Origin of the sequence: Salegentibacter mishustinae, from assembly GCF_002900095.1 — a bacterium.
Lineage (GTDB): Bacteria > Bacteroidota > Bacteroidia > Flavobacteriales > Flavobacteriaceae > Salegentibacter > Salegentibacter mishustinae.
In genome coordinates this window covers 212,824-233,713 of sequence record NZ_LLKN01000001.1, presented here as the reverse complement: position 1 = coordinate 233,713, position 20,890 = coordinate 212,824, and the positions used below count along the sequence as shown (strand labels likewise).

Here is a 20,890-nt window from a genome sequence, read left to right as displayed (position 1 = left end):
CATAAAATATAAACAGAAAATTAAAAAAATGAGATTTAGTGGGTAAAGCTATGTTTTGAATTATTTATGGAGCAAAAGCTTTGAGGTATTCTATTTTTCAATCCTTATAATTCAAATTAACCGTAAGAGCTTCTTTTTTGCCTGTTCTTTTAATTGAAAGTTTCCCTCGATTCTGATCTCCTTCTATTGTTAATTCAAATTCTGAACGCGGAGCTAAAACAAATGGTAAACTTTTTTTATTCAGAATTTTAAAATTATCGCTCGCCTCAATATCGGTAATCACAATAGCCTGATTTCCTCCTTTGTGCGATATACGCACACTCCGGATGTTCTTTTTAGAGAAATCTAAATTGCTTTCAGAAGCTTTTAAAGCTCCAGCCAAAATTGCTTCGGTACTAAAATTAAGTGTATTGTCTTGAGAAAAGATTTCAAAAGTATTTAATTCAGGGCCGCCACCACGGTTCCCACTGCCGGCGCCAATAATAATTTGTTTGTTCAAACTTATAGCCTGTGTACCGTGTCTTCCCTGTTTTAAAGGCGGTAAACTATCCCATTTTTCCTCTGTGAAATTAAAGACTTCAGCTTCATTATGTGCTGCTTCCTGTGCATCACTTTCTCCTCCTATAATTACCGGTTTCTCATTTATAATTACAATTGAGGTTCCAGCTCTTGGCGTAGGTATATTGGCGGTAGAGGTCCATTTTTTAGCATCAAAATTATAGATATCGGTTGGTTTTACGGTTCCTGCAAAGCCATTGCCTTCCACGCTTCCCGATTTTCTTCCGCCGGCAACAAAAAGAATATTTCCAATAATTGCAGCTTGAAAATGATCTCTCTTATTTGGAGAATCTGGCAAAATATTCCATTTGTTTTTATATAAATCATATTCATCAAACCAGTTTACCCAACCAGAAGTATGCCCATTAGTAATACCGTTTACCAAGTAGATCTTTTTATCTTTTACGGCCACTCCGGCAGCTCCACGTCTTCTATCTTCGGGAATTTCGGGGCCTTTTATCCAAATGTCTTCTAAAGGATCGTAGATATAAATATTAGGAATAGGGTCTTCTTCTGGCCAGCCACCCGTAAAGGCTCCCAGAATATAAACCAGTCCGTCAATGCTTACAGCCTGGGTATGATGCATTTCTAATGGAGGTTGTGCACCTTTTTTCCAGGTTTGATCTTCGGTGTTATAAATATCTATAGGTTTATTGCCGCGGCCACCAATTAAAATAAAGCGTTTCCCGGCCTGTGCAAAAGCATTCTCATGTCTTTCCTGTGCAGCTCCATTGGCAGGAAGTTTTTTCCAGGATTGTGAGTTAAGGCTAATGGCAGAAAAACAGAAAAGGCTTAGCAGTAGGTATTTTTTTATCATAATAATGCTTTGAAGAATAAATATAAGGCTTCTAATAAAACTAAGCTTAGGTTTAACCAGGGCTTAACTGCTTTAATTCTTTGTTTGATTGATTTTGGAAGGCTTAACTTAGCTAGTTTTTGGGCTAACAGCCTAGACAAAGCATAAAATTTAATTTATAAAATTGAAGTTTCAATTCGGAATCGGAGCTAAAGCGCTTCTGAAAATAATTCATCTTAAGATATAAGGATAGGAAGGATTCTTTAATTAGTCCAAAGAATTTTTTGTAACCCAGGATTTCCAGCCAATAATGGCCATCTGTATCTTGCTGGCTTTTCTTAGGTCCAGTTCTTTTTTGGTATAATTTGGAAGGATCTTTTTATTGATCTTAGATAGCGCTTTAAAGAATTTCTTTTTCATGATTGGTTTACTAGATCCTCGAGACTTAACTGCCGTGATGCTCAACTCAAAAAATAAATTATTCTAAGCTGAATTCGTGAGCTTCCCTGAAAGTTGTTATATCAAAGATATTGAAAATCAGGTAAAAGAAAAAGGCAGGTGTGAGCCTGCCTTAAATTCAAATTCAAATAAAAAATGAAATTATTTTTTGGTTTCTTTTTTGGTAGTAGCTTCTATAGCTCCATAATTAGCTTCTTTTCCATATTTTTCAATCGCGTTTGCACCTTTAAGCACTTTTATTCTTTCAATATTCTTGGGCTCAAGTTCTTTTAAACCTGCTTCATTTGACTTTTTACCATCAATAATTACTACTGGACCAACTTTTTCTTTCTCATTTAGGTATAAATTGATTTTTTCGGCAGGTTCTGTATTCCACTGAAAAGCATTGATGTCCTTTCCTATTCGAAAGCTAATCCTCTCTGGTTTTATGATTTCATAATCGCTTTTCTTTTCAAATGTTTGAAATCCAATCGAATGGGCTTTTGCTTTAATTACCTTTTTTTGGGAATCTTCTTTTTTAGATTTATCCAATACTTTCGTAGTAATAATCACCGCGCCGTCTCTGGCTTCTTGGCCATACAGGGAAACAGCACTTTCACCTTTTAGTACGGTTACGCCTTCTATTAATTTGTTATCTATAAGTTCTATAATTTCCTTTTCGCTTTTTTCACCGTTTAAAATATAAATTGGGTTGCCTGGAATTTCTTTAGTGTCTTGAGAAGTAACCTTGCTTTTTGGTTTTTTCTTCTTCTTTATATTTTTTTCAACCCTGGCTTTAAGGGAAATTAAGCTTGGAGTTTGACCGTGCTTAATCTGTAAAAATTCCTTTTTTAAATTGCTATTTACCTTATCAATTCTTTTAAATTCTGCTTTTAGATCATCAAAAATACGGGCATTGTTTGCAATAATAACTCCGTCTTTAGCTTCATTTCCAAATTTTTGAATAGCTTCCTCTTCAATACTAATGCTAATTCCACTTTTGGAAATATCCAGGTTTTTTCCGTCCAGTTCTTTACTGCTGTACTTTTTATTATTGATAATAAAAAGAGGATTTTCTCCAAGTTTATTAAGAAGACTTCCGTTTGTAGAAATTGCATCTTTGCCCATAAGCGCGTTTACTTTTCTAAACCCGGTTTTACCTTCGTTCTTATAAAACTCAAAAGATTCTATTCCATCACTATTTGTTGCTGAAAAAACACCGGTTTCGTTGGTTTCGGTATTTAAAAAAGAGACTTTTATACCGGTAAGTAAGTCTTTGGAATATTCAATTTCTGAAAACTCCAGCTGTACATTGTACTTCTTAAAAAGTTTAGAAAACCTTTTAAAACTTTCCTTTTCTGAAAATTTTGTGATAACCGCTGAAATTTTTAAACCATCCTGATAATCAACATTACTCACAGGATAGTTGGTTTTGGTTTGTGCTTCGGTCTTTACATTAAAAGTTAGCATAAAGGCCAAAATTGCGGGAAAAACCAGGCTTATCTTCCAAAGACCCGGATTTTGAGTAGATTTTTTATTCAGCATTAGAATTCGTTTTTTGATAAATGATTGATAAAAATTATTGGTGAGCGCAGGTTTTAAATTTGCAATAGAAACTTTTACCAGCGCTTGCTGATACGACTTTTTTGCACCTGAAAGTACCACGGTCTCCCTGTCGGCTATATATTCTAAATTTTGTTCTACGCTTTTCTTATACAACCAGCTCAATGGATTAAACCATAGTAGGGCAGTAGTAAGGTTGGCAATTATTATATCTATAGAATGTTGTTGAGAAGCGTGAATTTTTTCGTGCTGTAAGATCATCTCAAGATCTTTTGCTGAATGCTCTACGGGATTGTAAACGATAAACTTGAAAAATGAAAACGGACTTAGGGTCTTGTTGGTTTTTATAAACTTATACTTCTCGCTTTTATAAACCCTACTCTTAGAAATAAGTTTAAAAACGCTGTATAGCTGTACTGCAATTCGGCCTACCAGGAAAGTAGCGATCAAAGCATAAATTAGTCCGAGCCCTTCCCATACTCCAAAACTTGAAGATAAATCTGCCGAAATTTCCTGGGTAGTTACCGGGAATTGATTTACTGAAAAATTGTTGGCTTCCACAACTACCTTTCGGGTAAAATAAATAGCTGGTAAAACTGCAGAAGCCAAAATACCGCCCAGTAAAAACTTACGATTGGCCTGGAAACTTGTGTCTCTTTTAAGTAAAATAAGGTAAGCCAGGTAAAAAATGCTTAACAGCCCGGCGCTTTTAAGGATATAGATTAGTAATGCTTCCATATCCTATGTATTCTTTTCCTTTTCTATAATATCAAGTATTTCCCGGAGTTCTTCGGCGCTAATTTTTTCTTCTTTTGCAAAAAATGAAACCATGCTTTTATAAGAATTATCAAAAAAACGTTTAGAGGTTAAACTCATAATATGTTTTCTATATTCTTCTTTAGAGATCACGGGAAAATACTGGTGAGTATTGCCATAAGCCTTGTGAGATACAAAACCTTTATCTTCTAAATGTCGTACAATGGTAGATACGGTATTGTAATGCAATTTCTGGTCTTTAATTTTAGGTAAGATCTCTTTTACAAAGGCTTTCTCTAATTGCCAGAGAATACGCATTACCTCTTCTTCTTTATTGGTTAATCGTTTCATCTTTCTATGTTTATTACAAATATAACGAAATAAATAGTTTAACTACTAATTTAGTAGTTTATTTTTGATTTATGATGCTTTTAAGTTTAGGTGGCAGGATTATTTTATCTTCGCAAAAAAATTTTTAGATGAGTATTGCTTTTATTCTTATTGGGCTTGTTTTATTGGTAGTAGGAGGAGAATTTTTGGTTAGAGCTTCCGTCGCTTTATCTTTCAAATTAAACGTTTCCCGAATGGTCATTGGGTTAACGGTAGTTTCTTTTGCTACTTCGGCCCCTGAACTTTTAGTGAGTCTACAGGCTGCCTTAAGTGGTTTTTCTGATATTTCGCTGGGAAACGTAATAGGCTCTAACATCGCTAATTTAGGTTTGGTACTGGGTATTACCGCAATAATTTCGTCTATAGCGGTAGATAGAGAATTCTACCGATTTAACTGGCCGGCAATGATGATATTTTCCATTGCACTCTATTATTTTTTAAGTACCGGTGGAAATATTTCTCGTTTAGAAGGTGTTATATTATTTGTTGGACTAATCCTCTTTTTGTTTTTGTTAATAAGAAGATCTCGCAGAAAGACTGAGATAGCAGTAGAAGGTATAGATGATTCTTTAAAAGACACATCTAACTTTAAAATGATTATTTGGTTGCTTATTGGAGGTGTTTCGCTTTGGGGAGGTTCAGAATTGCTGGTAGATGGTGCGGTAGACCTTGCCACAATGCTTGGCGTGAGTGAGAGAGTAATTTCGGTTACAATGATTGCTATTGGAACCAGTGTTCCCGAACTTGCTGCTTCGGTTATTGCTGCATTGAAAAAAGAAAAAGCGCTTTCATTAGGAAACCTTATTGGCTCAAATATTTTTAATATTGCTTCGGTTTTAGGAATTACGGCTATGATTCAACCTATCTATATTCAATCAGATCAAATACTTACCAACGACATTCTTTGGATGATTGGAGTTGCTTTTGCAATTGCTCCACTGGCTTTTCTGCCAAAAAAGTTCCTTTTCAGCAGATATAAAGGTGCGATTTTATTTGTGAGCTATGTAATTTTTACGGGTCTTGCATTTTTGGGTTAATTTTAAGGGGGTGTATTAAGAAAAACATAAAAATTAGAATCAGAGCCTAGTTGTTTGGTGGGGTGTATTTAAAAATACATACATTTGTTAGCTGAAATTCAAAATTATCAAACAACATCAATATGTCAACTTTACGATTTGAAGCTTTAAAAGAAATTTTTAACCGTAAGCCGGTTAAAATTGAAGAGCCGGCCAGAAGGTCTGAGCTTTTTGGAACAAATGTGTTCAACGAAGCCTCCATGAAGCAATACCTTACCAAGGAAGCTTATGAAAATGTGATGGAAGCTATTAAAACCGGTAAGAAAATTGACCGTAGAGTGTCAGACCATATTTCTACCGGGATGAAAGAATGGGCTATTGCTAAAGGTGCAACACATTATACGCACTGGTTTCAGCCACTAACAGGGGCAACCGCAGAAAAACACGATGCCTTTTTTGAAACTCAGGGTGACGGTACTGCAATAGAGAAATTTGGTGGAGGTGCTTTAGTGCAACAAGAGCCAGATGCCTCAAGTTTTCCTAGTGGAGGGATAAGAAATACTTTTGAAGCTAGAGGATATACCGCCTGGGATCCTACTTCTCCTGCCTTTCTTTGGGGAACAACCCTTTGTATTCCAACTATTTTTGTTTCTTATACCGGTGAAGCTCTAGATTTTAAAACGCCACTTTTAAGAGCGCTTCAATCTGTTGATCAGGCTGCAACTTCTGTAGCTAAATATTTTGATAAAAATGTTTCTAAAGTAACGGCTACCTTAGGATGGGAGCAGGAGTACTTTCTTATTGATTCGGCTTTAGCAGCAACCCGCCCGGACCTTACTTTGGCCGGACGTACTTTGCTTGGTCACTCTCCTGCAAAAGGACAACAATTAGACGATCATTATTTTGGTTCAATACCATCAAGGGTATTGGCTTATATGCGTGACCTGGAAATTGAGTGTATGAAACTTGGTATTCCGGTAAAAACACGTCATAACGAGGTAGCGCCAAATCAGTTTGAGCTGGCTCCAATTTTTGAAGAAGGAAACCTTGCCGTAGACCATAATTCATTAATTATGGATATTATGAGCAAAATTGCTGAAAAACACCATTTTAAGGTGATTTTACACGAAAAACCATTTGCTGGAATTAACGGTAGTGGGAAACATAATAACTGGTCACTGTCTACAGATACTGGTACTAATTTATTAGCTCCAGGTACTACGCCAATGAAGAATCTTCAGTTTCTTACCTTCTTTATCAATATTCTTAAAGCAGTTCACGATAACGAAGAACTTCTAAGAGCCGGGATCGCAAGTGCATCTAATGATCATAGGTTAGGAGCTAACGAAGCACCACCAGCAATTATTTCAGCCTTTATTGGTTCTCAGTTAACCGAAGTGTTGGATGAATTAGAAAAAGTAACCGATGGGAAATTGTCTCCAAAGGAAAAAACAGAATTAAAACTTAACGTAGTTGGTAAAATTCCAGAAATATTACTGGATAATACCGACCGTAACCGTACCTCTTCTTTTGCTTTTACCGGTAATAAATTTGAATTTAGAGCAGTAGGTTCTACCGCTAACTGTGGTAACCCAATGACAATTCTAAATTCTATTCTAGCCAAGCAACTTATTGAGTTTAAAACTGAAGTTGACGCATTGATAAAGGGCGAAAAGATGAAGAAAGATGACGCCATCTTTAACGTTCTTAGAGAATATATCAAGAAATCAAAGAATATTCGTTTTGAAGGAGATGGTTATGGCGAAGCCTGGGAGAAAGAAGCTAAAAAGCGTGGGTTAAGTAATAACAGAACAACGCCTCAAGCACTTAAAGCACTTGTTTCTGAAAAGACGAGGTCACTTTTTAAAGATTTAAAAGTGATGAATAAGATCGAATTGGAAGCCCGTCATGAAATTCAGCTTGAAGATTATGCGATGCGTATCCAGATTGAAGGTAGAATTCTTGGGGATATTGCCAGAAATCACGTGATCCCAACTGCGGTTAGATATCAAAACATTCTTATTGAGAATGTAGAAGGTTTGAAGCATATTTATAATGAAGACTTCAAAAAACACTCTAACGAGCAATTAGAAATAATTGAAGAGATATCTGCACATATTGCGAAAATCAATAGTGGTGTTAAAGCAATGATCGAGGCTAGAAAAGTTGCCAATAAGATTGAAGATGCTGAAAAACGTGCCTTCGCTTATTGTGATGATGTAAAACCATACTTTGACGAAATAAGATATCACTGTGATAAGTTAGAGCTTGTAGTAGATGATGAGCTTTGGCCATTAACTAAATACAGGGAGTTACTTTTTACCAGATAATTCGTTGAATTAAATAAGTATAAAAAACCACGTGTATAATACACGTGGTTTTTTGTTTTATTAAAACTGAAGCGCTGTATCAAATTTTTAATTCTCAAGTTATTAATTGGTTTATAGCGCTCAAAGTGATGGCAAGTTAGACTAAGGTATAAAGGTTTGAACTTTGGATTTTGTAAGGTATTTCTTATCTATTCTTTTTTGGGATTTTTTGTTTAGTTGAATAAAAGCACAGGAATTTTATCTCGTTTTTTAATTTCACTAATGAGTTTTTAACAAATTGATTTTGAGCTATTTGTAGTGGAATTATCTGTTTTTACTTGAATTGTACAATTTATTAATATTCAATTTTGTGGTTCTCACAATATCGATTAATTGAACTTTTTAAAGATTGCTCTTGCTGTCTTTTTAAAAGTTAGATTTCTTAAATTTTCTTTTCAGAATTAAAGTTAGACCTGTATTTGTGGGAACTAGTGCTTAATTATCCACATACAGGGATGATTTATATATTGTTCAAAAAGTAAGATAATTCTTTCAAAGTAAATGAAAATACTAATAGTTTTAGAGGGTTTTCCCTTAAATATTGCGTATTTCGCTGTTCATCAAAAAATGCAGCTATTTATCGAAAAAAATAATTTCTTGGGTGAAAACCCTCTATTTTAGCGTTAGAATTGTCACCCCCACGGCCTCGATAATTCTCTATAACCTACATTTTATATCCCTATTTTTTAGCCCCTTTTAATTAGACATTCATTTAGAATAGTGTGTGTTTAATGTGTCTTTTGGCACAACAAATCCTGCCCCAAACTTAAGTTGAAAGAGAATTTAATTAATCAATTTTTTAACCATTTAATATTTATTATTATGAAAAAAGCGATTTTTTGCGCAACAGCGCTAATGTTTGGGGCAGTTGCTTTTGCCCAGAATACCAGTGATGTAGATCAGGAAGGGAATGACAACTCTGCTTCTATTAATCAGGTAGGTTCCAATACTTCGACTGTACTACAAGGAGTAGCTAGCAATCTAGCTTACTCTAACAATGCAATTATTGATCAAAAAGGTTCCAGTACGTCTACAGTAAAACAATTTGATGGTAGAGACGGAGAAAACGAGAACAACAGAGCTACAGTAACCCAAAGAGGTGAAAACCATAACTCGATGGTCGAGCAACTGGATGACGATAATATTGCGGTGGTATCACAAAGGGGAAAAAATAATGATAGTGATGTTTATCAAATAGGTTCTTCCAACCTTGCTGATGTTTCCCAAAGGGGAAATGGAAATATGTCCTCTGTAATACAATCTGGTGATGCAGGTAGTATTGAGCCAAATAATGAGGCATATGTTAAACAAAGGGGAAGAGAGAATAACTCTTTAGTTATTCAGGATAATACTCTAAATGTTTCATTTGTTGAGCAACGTGGTCATGAAAACGATGCACGTATAGAACAGGCGAATATTAATCCAGCCGGTGGTACAGAAAATTATGCCAATATTTTTCAGGCTGGGGATGAGAACGAAGCCAGTATTGTACAAGCGGGGCAATACCCGCAAGGTAGCCTCAACTTAGGTAGTTACTATAACGAAGCTTCCCAGACTCAAATTGGAGATTATAACGAAGCTTCTGTTAGGCAAGAGGGCAGTGGCCATTTTGCACTCCAGGACCAGGTTGGAGACAGTAACTGGGCAGATGATTTTCAAAAAGGTGCTAGCCAGAAATCACACGTGATCCAGGAAGGAGACCATAACATAAGTGCAAGCCTTCAAAATGGATTTGGACACTATTCTAAAGTTGAGCAATTAGGAGATTGGAATAATAGTGATGTTTACCAAACCGGTGGCCAACATTCCTCAACATTATTACAAGATGGTGATTATAACATACATACGGTTTATCAATCGGGTAATGGAAATATGAGTACTGTAGATCAAATTGGAAACGGGAATAATGCGAACGTAACCCAGAATTAAGCAAATAAAAAAAACTACTATTTAATCAAAGCAGACATGAATACTTTTTATGTCTGCTTTACTATTTTATAAAGTCAAACGCATTTTTCAATTAAATAACAACAAAACCACGTTTTAAATCGCGTGGTTTTATTGTTTTATATAATGTAAGAATACTCTTTAGGGGATTTCCCTAGTCCAAAAATATCCATGTTTATAGAATCCCTCTCTGGATATTAAATTTATTGATTTTTTTGCGAATATGTGAATTTTCCTACTTGTATTTCATCGAAAATATATAAAAAATGAATTTTTGATTTAAAAAATTATATACTTTAGCAATGTGCTAAGAAGGAAATCATTCCCTTGTGATTTTAAGTTCTAGGTACATTCCCTAAACATTTTATCCTTACACCCTTTAGCTAATTAATATAGTTAGGCTTTTAAGTCTTGCTCTATTCCCGCGAAATATTAATTCCCCCCGCTGAGTACGTAATTTATTAATGTTTAATACTAATCTAAATTTATTTATTATGAAAAAAGCGATTTTTTGCGCAGCAGCGCTAATGTTTGGAGCAATTGGATTTGCACAGAACACCAGTACCGGCACACAAACAGGCTCCGGTAACACTGCAACTATTACTCAAACAGGGAACAATAACAGTAAAGTAGATCAGGAGTTTACAGATAACACGGCTATTATTGACCAGGTAGGGAAGAATAAATCTACTGTGGATCAACATGGGGACAATAGTCCTACAAGTGGTGATTCTAATCGCGCTATAGTAGATCAAGCCGGGCATGATCAGGTTTCCTATGTAGAACAGGGAGGAGACCGTAACAATGCAAATGTGGAACAGGATGGAAATAGAAACAACTCCTGGTTACAACAGGGTAACAATGCCAAGGCAGAGGATAACAAGGCTAATATTAAGCAAGATGGCAACGATAATAGATCTCGTGTATTACAAAGATGGGACAATAATGTCGCGGATATTGACCAATTAGGAGATGGTAACTATGTGAATTTGGAACAGGCTGCAAGACCTAACCATTCACGAGGCAACTATTCCCAGATAAATCAAGATGGTAATGATAACACCGCAATTAGTTATCAAGAAACTAGAGATCAGGGAGCAGGTCCTTTGAGTAACCGTGAATATGTAGATCAAGATGATAATCATAATTATTCTAAATTATCACAAATTGGTGAAGATAACCTTTCTAGAGTAACACAGTCAGGTAATCTCAATAATGTTTGGACAGGTTATAGTAACTATGCCAATGTTACGCAAACTGGTGATAACAACAGATCTTTTATCACTCAGGATGATGCAGCTATTGGATTTTATGGAAATGCCGATAACACCGCGAGGGTAATACAAACCGATAATACTGGAGCGGGCAATGTTAGTACACTAACTCAACATGGTAGTCAAAATTCTGGTACAATAACTCAATCTAACTAATCCTTAAAAAAATTAGGTTAATTTTTAAAGGAGATAAGTAGGTGTTGATTTCTTTCAAGGCCTACTTATTTTAATATTAATATTTATTATGAAATATGCCAGTTATATCTTAATCCTATTACTGTTTTGCGGAAATTTTTCATTTTCCCAAAATCCAGCTACCCTAACTGAAGAAAAAGTTTTAGCGGAAAAGAGGGAATTTGGAAACTTTGTTGGATTAAGTTCTTTAACCTTAAATTCTGAAAAACCTGAAGTCGGAAATGCATCACCTTCTGGTAATCAAATATTTATAGAGCAAATAGGTTCGCAAAACAATGTTAATGCAAGGACATCTTCTCAGAATAGCGATTTAAAATTATTACAATATGGTGATGGGAATTATATTTCCTTTATAACCGATGCGCAAAATATAGACGGCACGATTATCCAGGATGGTAATAATAATAAATCTTTCGATTTTACAGTTAATCCAGATCAGGATGTTTCAGCTGATTTATTACAGCAAGGCGATAACCTTCATTTTGAAAGATACGGCGCTAATTCTATAAGTAACAATTTAAAAATTATACAAACCGGGGAGACCAGATCTATAATTATAAGAAATTTTCAATGAGAAATTGTTTAAACATCCCGGCCTTATTTTTATTACTTTTTTGTTTTAGTGCTGCTTTTGGTCAGGATGGCAAAAAGAATAATATTGAAGCAAAAATAAACCTGGAAGCCAAAAATAGGTTATTAAATATTTCAGGCCAGGCAATAAATAATACTTCGCAAGCATACAAGTTGCGTTATGAACTTTCGGTAATTACCGGAAATAAAAACAACAGCAATTCTTCCCAAAATAAACAATTGGGTAATTTTACACTTCCCGCTTCAGCTATCAAAATATTATCTAATACTTCTATTTCCCATAACCCTGGCAATAACACCATAATCAAACTCTATATTTTTAATAGTGATAAAGTGGTAGCCCGAGATTCCCTGAATTTTCAATTCTAACCCAACAATTATAAGTTTTTTCTTACAAAAGTCCAGGTCTTAACCTGGACTTTTTTTGTTTTTTATATGTTTTAAGTTAAAAAATATCGGAATAACGATTTTTTTCGTGCCCTGTCGAAAACTTTACAATACAGCTAAAAAATAATATAGATTAGCAGTGTGTAAGGGAAAACCCTACTTCTTCCCACTCACTGCCCCAAAATTACTTGCAAGTTTTACTCAACGCATTAAAATAATGCGTAACAATCTTTATTTATTAATTTTATCAAATTCTTTAAAAATGAAAAAAGTAATTTTAGGAACAGCGGCTTTATTATGTGGTGCTGTAGTATTCGCACAAAGTAATGACAGCGATGTTCATCAAATTGGAAATTCAAATTCCGCGGCAGTTACACAAACTGGTACCAGCAACGATTCTGATGTTCTTCAAAACGGTACTGAAAACGAAGCTAACGCTACTCAATCTGGTGTAATTAATGAATCGGTAATAGAGCAAGCTGGTTCTCAACCTTTCAAAGTGAAGCGTAACCTGGCAACAATTGTTCAAACCGGGAACGACAATGTTTCTTTCGCAAGATCTCAAGACGGAGAAGACAATATAATAACTACAACTTCAGTAGGAAACGATAATGATGCTTATGTAAAGCAAATTGGTAGCCGTAACGGAAGTATGATTGATCAATTAGGTGATGGTAACACTGCCAGATCAACGGTAACTTTTAGTGATGATAACTCATCTATTATTTACCAAACTGGAGATAATAACGTGGCTAAAACAAATCAGAGATACGGTCCGGTTAGAGGTTTAGGAGGTATGAATTCTTCTATTGTCACTGTAACAGGTGATCTTAATGAAAATTATACAGACCAGGTTGGTGGTATGAATAATTCTTATCAGACAATTGAAGGGGATCGTAATATGGTAGATGTTGACCAGATTGGAGATTTAAATACGGCTGTTGCCAACGCTACAAAATCGGGAAATTCTTATTTCTCAGATGATAATGATATTACGATATATCAGGAAGGTAATGGTAATAGAATGGAAGCCAGAGTAAAAGGAGGGGATAATAATGATATTGATGCGAATCACTTTGGTAATGGTAATTTAAATCGTGTTGGTGTAAACGGTGATAATAATGATGTGGACATCGATACAGACGGAGATCAAAATAAAGGTGATTGGTCAATCGCTGATAATTCTGATGGTTGGGAGCCTTCTGCTAATGGAAATATTCTAAATGTAAAAGTAGACGGTAATCAAAATACAGCTACAGGTAGAATCGCTGGATCAAATAACACTATTGATGTTGATCAATTGGGTAATGGTAATATGGTTGGTACTGCTTGGTATAAAAATGATGGTGTTATCATCGAAGGTGATGGTAACTCTGCAACTATTTTCCAGGATGGAATGGGTAATACCGCATTTTCTGAACAAATTGGTGATATGAATATGAGTTCTTCTACTCAAACTGGCGCAAATCATATGAGTACTGTAAACCAGATTGGAAATAATAATAGTTCTGTAGTTACTCAAAGCAACTAGGATAAAAATTAATAAAAAAGGGATAGTTTTAATAGCTATCCTTTTTTTATTGTTTTAAATCGATGAAAATAGATGGATAGCTTTTTTACCAGATTTAAACTTGATCCTTGTTTTAATTTTTCAGGATTTTTTTGTTAAAAATATCGGAATAACGATTTTTTAGGTCGTCTGTCGAAAACTTTGCGATGCTTCTTTAAAATAGTTTAATTTAGTTATGCAATAAGGAATAACCCTACTTCTTCCCAAGCGCTGCCCCACAAATTACATTCAAGTATTATTTGACACATATTAATAAATGTGTTAAAAAACCATTATTTATTAATCTTTTAATTCTTCAAAAATGAAAAAAGTAATTTTAGGAACAGCAGCTTTATTATGTGGTGCTGTAACATTCGCTCAAAACAATGATAGCGATGTAAATCAAAACGGAAATGCCAACTCTGCTGCTGTTACACAGGTTGGAGCAACTAACCTTTCAGAAATCACTCAAGAAGGTGGGGACAGTGGTGAAAATGCAAATCACGAAGCAACGGTTAACCAGTCTGGAGTGAGTAACGAGTCTTTTCTTAATCAAATAGACGATGATAATATTGCATACATTAATCAAACAGGAGACCTTAATACATCTGATGTAACCCAGGATGGGTCTTCACATTTGGCCAACGTAGATCAAACTGGGGTTTTAAATTCAGCAACTGCAACCCAAATGGGTGATGCCGGTTCAACCGAGCCAAATAACGTAGTTGATATTGATCAAATTGGTTTCTTTAATGGTGCCAGTGTGCTTCAGGATGGAGAATTAAATTCCTCGGTAATTCTTCAGGAGGGTAATTCAAATGGGGCTCAAGTTCAACAAATTGGATCCGGTAATTCAGGAGATATTAAACAGTGGGGAGATGATAATTCCGCTTTCCAATTTCAAGGGAATCCGCTTGTAGATTTAGGTACAGATAATACTGCAATAATTGAACAAGGTGAGGCTCTAACTGGTTGGCAAAGTGCACAAAATAGTTTTGCACAACAGGAGCAATACGGAGAAGCTAATTACGCTAAAGTTACACAAAGAGGAAATTCTCAATTCGCAATTCAGTATCAAGAAGGTGACGATAATGAAATGAATGCTTACCAGGGGAATGACAATAATTTCTCACGCCAGGTACAAACTGGAAATGGTAACTATGCTAATACCCAACAATATTTTAGTAGTAATATTTCTTTACAAGAACAAACGGGTGACGATAACTATGCGAATACCGTTCAAACAGGAGCTGGAGCAGGATTTAATACTTCTGTGCTAACTCAGTTTGGTGATAATAACTGGGCAATGCACAGACAAAATGGATTATCTAACGGAGCAAGCACTGACCAGGTTGGAGATATGCATAATAGCGACATCAATCAGGTAGGTAATAATAACAGTGCATCTGTATTTCAAGATATGTAGAAAGTTTAGATGTTCCAGAAGCGAGATCGCTAACTGGAATCTAAGTTCGAACATTAGTTTTAAAAAAAATAATAATGACAATTATGAAAAAATTAATCTTAAGCTTAAGTGCTTTAACTATTAGTGCTGCGATGTTCGCGCAATCTAACGAAAGTGATGTAGATCAAAATGGTGATTTAAATTCAGCCATCGTTAATCAGGTAGGAATGAGTAACAATGCAACTACAGACCAGGATGGTACAAATAATGCATCAGATATAAATCAGGAAGGTGATGCTAATATAGCGGTGATCCTTCAGGCCGGCACATCAAATGCTGCGGTTGCAACTCAAGATGGGGCGATGAATGATGCACGTATTGATCAGGCAGGTACAGATCATGATGCTTCCCAGGAACAAAACGGGGATAATAACCGAGCTAATACTTTCCAAAGAGGTTGGGAAAATACATCATCCCAAATGCAAATGGGAGATCGTAACCAGGGAGTGGTAGTACAAAACCAGGGGGATAACCTTGCCGTACAAATGCAGTCAGGTGCCGGTAACTTTGGTCAGCTAAACCAAAACCATTTTGGAGCCGGAGGTTCTAATGAAGGCTACCAGGTTCAGGTTGGAGAAGATAACGGAGCATATATCTATCAGGCATCTCAGTATGGAAATGGCACTAATAATTCTACAGCTGCACAGGTTCAAATGGGTGAGGATAACTATGCAAAGATAGAGCAGCAAGGTAATAATCATGTTTCTGTACAAATGCAATTTGGGATTGGAAACGAGGCTCATGATCTTCAAAAAGGAGCTGGCGAAGAATCTTTAGTAATGCAGTCTGGAATGGATAACTTAAGTATGGTAGAGCAAAACGGTTGGGGTCATGATTCTGTGGTTACTCAATTTGGAAGCAACCACGATAGCGATGTATTCCAAACCGGAGGACGAAATGCTTCTACAGTATTTCAAAGTAATGGTAGTGGAATGATTGCAAATTAAAATTTTAAATTAAAAAGAGCGGTATGTTAAACATGCCGCTTTTTTTTAATATTTTTATAAAGAAAATGAAAACAACTATACTAAATATTATATTTTTATTCTGTACGCTAGGGGTTTTTTCTCAAATTGAAAATATTCCCAGGTCTTCATTATTGGAAATGCAAATGTTTTCGGAAAACTTTGATCCGGTAAAAACTACTTCAGCAAAAACTTTAAATGAAAATAGAGTTTTTATTCAGCAGGTAGGAGAGGGGAATAATATAGATGCTACTATTAGATCTCAAAGTAGTAATGTTTCCTATAATCAAAATGGGGACTTTAATTATATTGGAATAAAAGTAAATGTTGAAGATTATACAAGCACTATAAGCCAAAAGGGTAATAACAATAACTTTTTTGATCAAATATATAATACCAATGCCGCTGCTTCAATTGAGCTTACTCAAACCGGTAATAACCTACATTTTGAGCGATTTGGGTCTAACGATATAGGAGATAACTTACAATTTAATATGACGGGGGAATCCCGGACTATAGTGGTGAGAAATTTTAATTAAGCTTTTAGTTTATGAAAGTTTTTGTTTGCATAATATGCTTATGTATGCCTGCATTTTTGTGTGGTCAAAACTTTAATTCTGAGGTAGAAGCAATCATTAATACCAACGATAATAAAAACGATATTCTGGAGGTTACGGGAATAGCACAAAATAAAACTAATGTGAGTTATGGGCTACGGTACGAATTATCTGTGATTACCTCCAATCCTAAAGTTTCCAATAATTCATCAAAAAATGCACAGTCAGGCTTCTTTACTTTAGAGCCTTATGAAACCAGTTCTCTTTCCACTACTTCTGTTTCCATAAATCCACAAATGCAAACCATTATCTTATTGCTTATCTATGATGAGGAAGATAAATTACTTGGTACAGCCAGAAAGGTATACGAGCCTATGAGCCAGGCTGCTAAAAATGAAAAGTTGTCTTATAAAAAAGACAACGAAGGTATTCAACTTTATGGTTTGGTTACTGAAAATACAAAAACCAAACCCGGAAAAGATTTTTATGATTTCTTCTATCAAAAATACCAGTTAAGTCAGAATCCAGAGAATAAAATAATTGAAATAGACGAAATGATAAGTTTTGGACGAACTACAAAGATTATGGTAAAGATTGAAAATCAAATAGTATTTCAATTTTATTCCCGGCCAAAACTGGATTATCTAGAAGAAATGGCTGGAGTAGCCCTGCAAAGAGTTAACCGTTATTTTCAGAATTTGAGAAGACAGAAACAGCAAATTATGCAATACTAATCCAAACTATTATAAATGAAACCAATTTTATCATTAATCTTTATTCTGGGGTGTTTTTTTACATCAAATGCCCAGGATTTAGTTTATCGACCTACTAACCCCGCTTTTGGAGGAAATCCTTACAACTATCAATGGCTTTTAAGTTCGGCCGAGGCACAAAATAGTTTTAAAGATCCCAATGCCACTTCAGGAAGAGAGCAACAATCAGAATTAGAAAGGTTCACTTCCAGTTTAAATTCGCAATTATTAGGACAGGTTACCAGAAGATTATTTACCGATCAATTTGGGCAGGGAGCACTTGAAGAAGGCACCTATTCTTTTGGAAGTTTGGCGGTAGATATTTACCCATCTAATGAAGGTTTGGTAATAAATATTCTAGATACAGAAACAGGAGAACAAACCCAGGTAATCATTCCAAATTAAGCAACTATGAATTTATACAAATTATCGTTCATGGCTGTATTGGTATGTCTTTCCACTTCCTGTGGCTCATATTTGAGTCAGCCTGTAGATTTTGAAGCTCCTCGTGCAGGAGAAATATCGGAGACGACCAAAAGGCTAAGAAAATTGCCTGCCCCTGAAGAAAAAGTGGTGGTAGGGGTTTATAATTTTAGAGATCTTACGGGACAATATAAGCCTTCTGATGTGGGTAGTACTTTTAGTACCGCAGTAACCCAGGGAGCCACTTCCATTTTGGTAAAAGCTCTGGAAGATTCAGGCTGGTTTACCGCTATTGAAAGAGAAAATATCGGAAATCTATTAAACGAAAGAAATATTATTAGGTCTACCCGGCAGGAATACCAGGGAGGAAATAGTAACGAACCACAACTGCCACCGCTATTATATGCAGGAATATTATTGGAAGGTGGAATTGTATCTTATGATACCAATATTATGACCGGTGGTTTAGGTGCCCGTTACCTTGGTGTAGGCGCCTCTACTCAATATAGACAGGATAGAGTGACTATTTATTTAAGAGCTATTTCTACTTCTAGCGGTAAAATTTTAAAAAACGTATATATTTCTAAAACTATCCTTTCTCAAGCTCTTGATGCAAGTTTATTTAAATATGTGAGCTTTCAGCGCTTGTTAGAAGCTGAAACCGGTTTCACTAGAAATGAACCTGTACAAATAGCTGTAAAAGAAGCTATAGAGAAGGCTGTTGAGGGGTTAATTGTAGAAGGTATAGAAGACAAGATATGGCTTCCAAAAGAAGGGGAGGCGGCATCGCAAAAACTAATTGCCGAGTATAGAAGTGATAAGGATGAAGAAGAGTTAACAGGACTTTATAATAGAAAGTATTTTGAAAGAAAATACAGTAGCGCCATAGGGGTTAGTTTAGGAGGCTCTTTATTAAGTGCTGATTTTTCTGATAATAATTTAGCACCTCAATTAACTATAGATTATAAAAACGATATTTATCGCTCGTTAGCCCTTCAGTTAAGTGGAAGTGTATTTGAGTTAAATAGCGGAGAAGCTTTTGCCGAAACCTTTGCAGGGCTTGATGCAGGCTTAAACTATACTTTATTACCCAATGATAGATTGACTCCATATGCTCAGGCCGGTGCTGGATTTTTGACCAGGCTTTCAGAAACCGATGTACCTGATGCGAAAAATAACTTTTTCAAGTTTCAATATGGTCTCGGAATGGAATATCTAATTAAAGATAATTTGGGTATAAAAGCTTTTGGGACACATAATATTACCCTTAGTGACGAATTAGATTATACAATAAATGGAACTAGAGACGACCATTATTTCAATTTTGGTATTGGCGTAAATTTCTATTTAGGAGGTTCTAAAAATAATAATTAAGAATTATGAAAAGCATAAAATATATTTTCACGCTTTTTTTAGCGATAGTAGTTTTGGGTTGTAGTGAAGAAACTATAGATAATGTTCAAATTGGCACTATTACCGGTACAGTAGTAACCGAAGGAAATTTTGAACCCATAGAGAATGTTAGGATCTCAACCAATCCTGCTAGCTCCACAGTGTTTACAGATGAAAATGGAGAATTTGAATTAAGAAATGTACCGGCTGCAGAGTACTCTGTCCAGGCCCGTAAAGATAGCTTACTTACTCAATTTCAGGGCGTGGAGGTAATTCCCGATGGTGAGGTGAATATAGTTTTTGAAATGAAACCCGAAACGGCCAATAACCTTGCTCCTAAAGCTCCAATGCTGGTCTCTCCCGAAAATAATAGCGAAGGGCTTTCTCGAAATATCACATTCACCTGGACTTCAGAAAATGTGGACGATGACGATCTAAATTATCAATTAGAAATTAGAAACGACCGTAATAATAATGTACAAACATATTCTAATATAACCGACACTACTTATACGGTAGATGATCTAAATTATGGTTATAAATATTTTTGGCAGGTAAGAGTTAGTGATAGTGTAAACGAAGATGTGTTAAGTGAAGTGAATACTTTTAGTACGCTAGAATTTCCTAAAAGTAGGATCGCTTACGTAAAGAAAATTAACGGTAACAACGTAATTTTTTCTCGTGATCTTAATGAAAATGAATATCAATTGACCTCGGCAGATCATAATAGTTTTAGGCCTAGAAAAAATCATCGCACCGATAAAATTGCATTTTTAAGAACTATTGGTAGTCAAACTCATCTTTTTACGATGAATTTAGATGGCTCGGGCCAAAAACAAATTACCAGCAATATACCTGTGAACGGTTTCAATTTAGATAAAGTTGATTTTTCCTGGGCCAATGATGGTGCAAGCCTTGTTTATCCGAATTTTAGTAAACTTTATAGAGTAAATGCAACCGGTGATGGTACTACGCAAATTTATAGTGAGCCTAATGGCAAATTTATTACAGAAGTAGATGTGAGTAATGATAATTCAAGGATGGCACTATTGGTAAACGATGCTAATGGATACAATGCTTCTATTTATTTAATAAACAATGAAGGGCAGAAAACAAGTACAGTTGTTTCAAATGTAGATGGGGCACTTGGTGGCCTAAACCTCTCGGTTAATAATAATATGGTATTATATGCAAGAGATGTTTCCGGTTTTGAAAGCGAAGATTATCGCCAGCTTAACTCGCAATTATTTGTTTACAATATAAACACCCAGGAAGCTTTAAATATTAGTGATAATAAACCCGATGGAACAAACGATTTAGACCCCAGGTTTTCTCCAAACGAAGCCGAAGTTATTTTTGTAAATACTTCTAATGATGGTATTTCTCAGAATAATATATACACGGTAGAAATAAATCCTGGTAGTGTGGACGAGAACCGAACCTTATTGTACGAAAATGCATTTATGCCCGATTGGGAGTAAAAAAAATGTTTTTATAATTTAGGCTG

The 20,890-nt window shown here is 35.3% G+C and carries 18 protein-coding genes; 14 read left to right on the top strand and 4 right to left on the bottom strand.

Going from position 1 to position 20,890, the window contains the following annotated elements; all coding sequences use genetic code 11:
• Nucleotides 1–97: 97 nt before the first annotated feature.
• The 4 genes from APB85_RS01190 to APB85_RS01175 all read right to left on the bottom strand — a co-directional run bounded on the left by APB85_RS01190 (nt 98) and on the right by APB85_RS01175 (nt 4,462).
• Nucleotides 98–1,375: a Kelch repeat-containing protein gene (locus APB85_RS01190; protein WP_057480332.1), complete on the bottom strand. Its 1,278-nt coding sequence runs from the start codon at nt 1,373–1,375 to the stop codon at nt 98–100.
• 246 nt (nt 1,376–1,621) lie between these two features.
• A complete protein-coding gene (locus tag APB85_RS01185; protein ID WP_057480331.1) occupies nt 1,622–1,774 on the bottom strand; it encodes a hypothetical protein in 153 nt (50 codons plus the stop codon).
• Nucleotides 1,775–1,954: 180 nt separating this feature from the next.
• Complete coding sequence (locus APB85_RS01180) at nt 1,955–4,093, bottom strand: M56 family metallopeptidase (protein ID WP_057480330.1); 2,139 nt, start codon at nt 4,091–4,093, stop codon at nt 1,955–1,957.
• A 3-nt stretch (nt 4,094–4,096) separates the two neighbouring features.
• Complete coding sequence (locus tag APB85_RS01175; RefSeq protein ID WP_057480329.1) at nt 4,097–4,462, bottom strand: BlaI/MecI/CopY family transcriptional regulator; 366 nt, start codon at nt 4,460–4,462, stop codon at nt 4,097–4,099.
• A 128-nt stretch (nt 4,463–4,590) separates the two neighbouring features.
• Between APB85_RS01175 and APB85_RS01170 the strand changes: the two genes are divergently transcribed.
• From APB85_RS01170 to APB85_RS01105, 14 genes are all read left to right on the top strand, one after another.
• Nucleotides 4,591–5,538, top strand: a complete 948-nt coding sequence (locus APB85_RS01170; RefSeq protein WP_057480328.1) for a calcium/sodium antiporter — start codon at nt 4,591–4,593, stop codon at nt 5,536–5,538.
• A 122-nt stretch (nt 5,539–5,660) separates the two neighbouring features.
• Nucleotides 5,661–7,847 (top strand): glutamine synthetase III family protein, encoded by a 2,187-nt coding sequence (locus tag APB85_RS01165; RefSeq protein WP_057480327.1) that lies wholly within the window; start codon nt 5,661–5,663, stop codon nt 7,845–7,847.
• Between the two features lie 861 nt (nt 7,848–8,708).
• Nucleotides 8,709–9,815 (top strand): hypothetical protein, encoded by a 1,107-nt coding sequence (locus tag APB85_RS01160; RefSeq protein WP_146035368.1) that lies wholly within the window; start codon nt 8,709–8,711, stop codon nt 9,813–9,815.
• Between the two features lie 512 nt (nt 9,816–10,327).
• Nucleotides 10,328–11,263, top strand: coding sequence for a hypothetical protein (locus APB85_RS01155; RefSeq protein ID WP_103294403.1), 936 nt, complete (start codon nt 10,328–10,330; stop codon nt 11,261–11,263).
• Between the two features lie 88 nt (nt 11,264–11,351).
• Nucleotides 11,352–11,876 carry a hypothetical protein gene (locus tag APB85_RS01150; RefSeq protein WP_057480324.1) on the top strand — a complete coding sequence of 175 codons (525 nt, stop codon included), beginning with the start codon at nt 11,352–11,354 and terminating at the stop codon, nt 11,874–11,876.
• Nucleotides 11,873–12,262, top strand: a complete 390-nt coding sequence (locus APB85_RS01145; protein ID WP_057480323.1) for a hypothetical protein — start codon at nt 11,873–11,875, stop codon at nt 12,260–12,262. Before APB85_RS01150 ends, APB85_RS01145 begins: the two co-directional genes overlap by 4 nt.
• A 280-nt stretch (nt 12,263–12,542) precedes the next feature.
• Nucleotides 12,543–13,811 carry a hypothetical protein gene (locus APB85_RS01140; protein ID WP_160319222.1) on the top strand — a complete coding sequence of 423 codons (1,269 nt, stop codon included), beginning with the start codon at nt 12,543–12,545 and terminating at the stop codon, nt 13,809–13,811.
• Nucleotides 13,812–14,151: 340 nt separating this feature from the next.
• The gene (locus tag APB85_RS01135; protein ID WP_057480321.1) at nt 14,152–15,255 is read left to right on the top strand and encodes a hypothetical protein; all 1,104 of its coding nucleotides are present in this window, start codon (nt 14,152–14,154) and stop codon (nt 15,253–15,255) included.
• Nucleotides 15,256–15,338: 83 nt separating this feature from the next.
• Nucleotides 15,339–16,241 (top strand): hypothetical protein, encoded by a 903-nt coding sequence (locus APB85_RS01130; protein WP_057480320.1) that lies wholly within the window; start codon nt 15,339–15,341, stop codon nt 16,239–16,241.
• Nucleotides 16,242–16,306: 65 nt separating this feature from the next.
• Nucleotides 16,307–16,798, top strand: coding sequence for a hypothetical protein (locus APB85_RS01125; protein WP_146035367.1), 492 nt, complete (start codon nt 16,307–16,309; stop codon nt 16,796–16,798).
• Nucleotides 16,799–16,842: 44 nt separating this feature from the next.
• A complete protein-coding gene (locus APB85_RS01120; RefSeq protein ID WP_057480318.1) occupies nt 16,843–17,550 on the top strand; it encodes a CsgE family curli-type amyloid fiber assembly protein in 708 nt (235 codons plus the stop codon).
• Nucleotides 17,551–17,565: 15 nt separating this feature from the next.
• The gene (locus APB85_RS01115; RefSeq protein WP_057480317.1) at nt 17,566–17,973 is read left to right on the top strand and encodes a curli production assembly/transport component CsgF; all 408 of its coding nucleotides are present in this window, start codon (nt 17,566–17,568) and stop codon (nt 17,971–17,973) included.
• Nucleotides 17,974–17,979: 6 nt separating this feature from the next.
• Nucleotides 17,980–19,365, top strand: a complete 1,386-nt coding sequence (locus tag APB85_RS01110) for a CsgG/HfaB family protein (protein WP_057480316.1) — start codon at nt 17,980–17,982, stop codon at nt 19,363–19,365.
• 5 nt (nt 19,366–19,370) lie between these two features.
• Complete coding sequence (locus APB85_RS01105; protein ID WP_057480315.1) at nt 19,371–20,864, top strand: carboxypeptidase regulatory-like domain-containing protein; 1,494 nt, start codon at nt 19,371–19,373, stop codon at nt 20,862–20,864.
• Nucleotides 20,865–20,890: the final 26 nt, after the last annotated feature.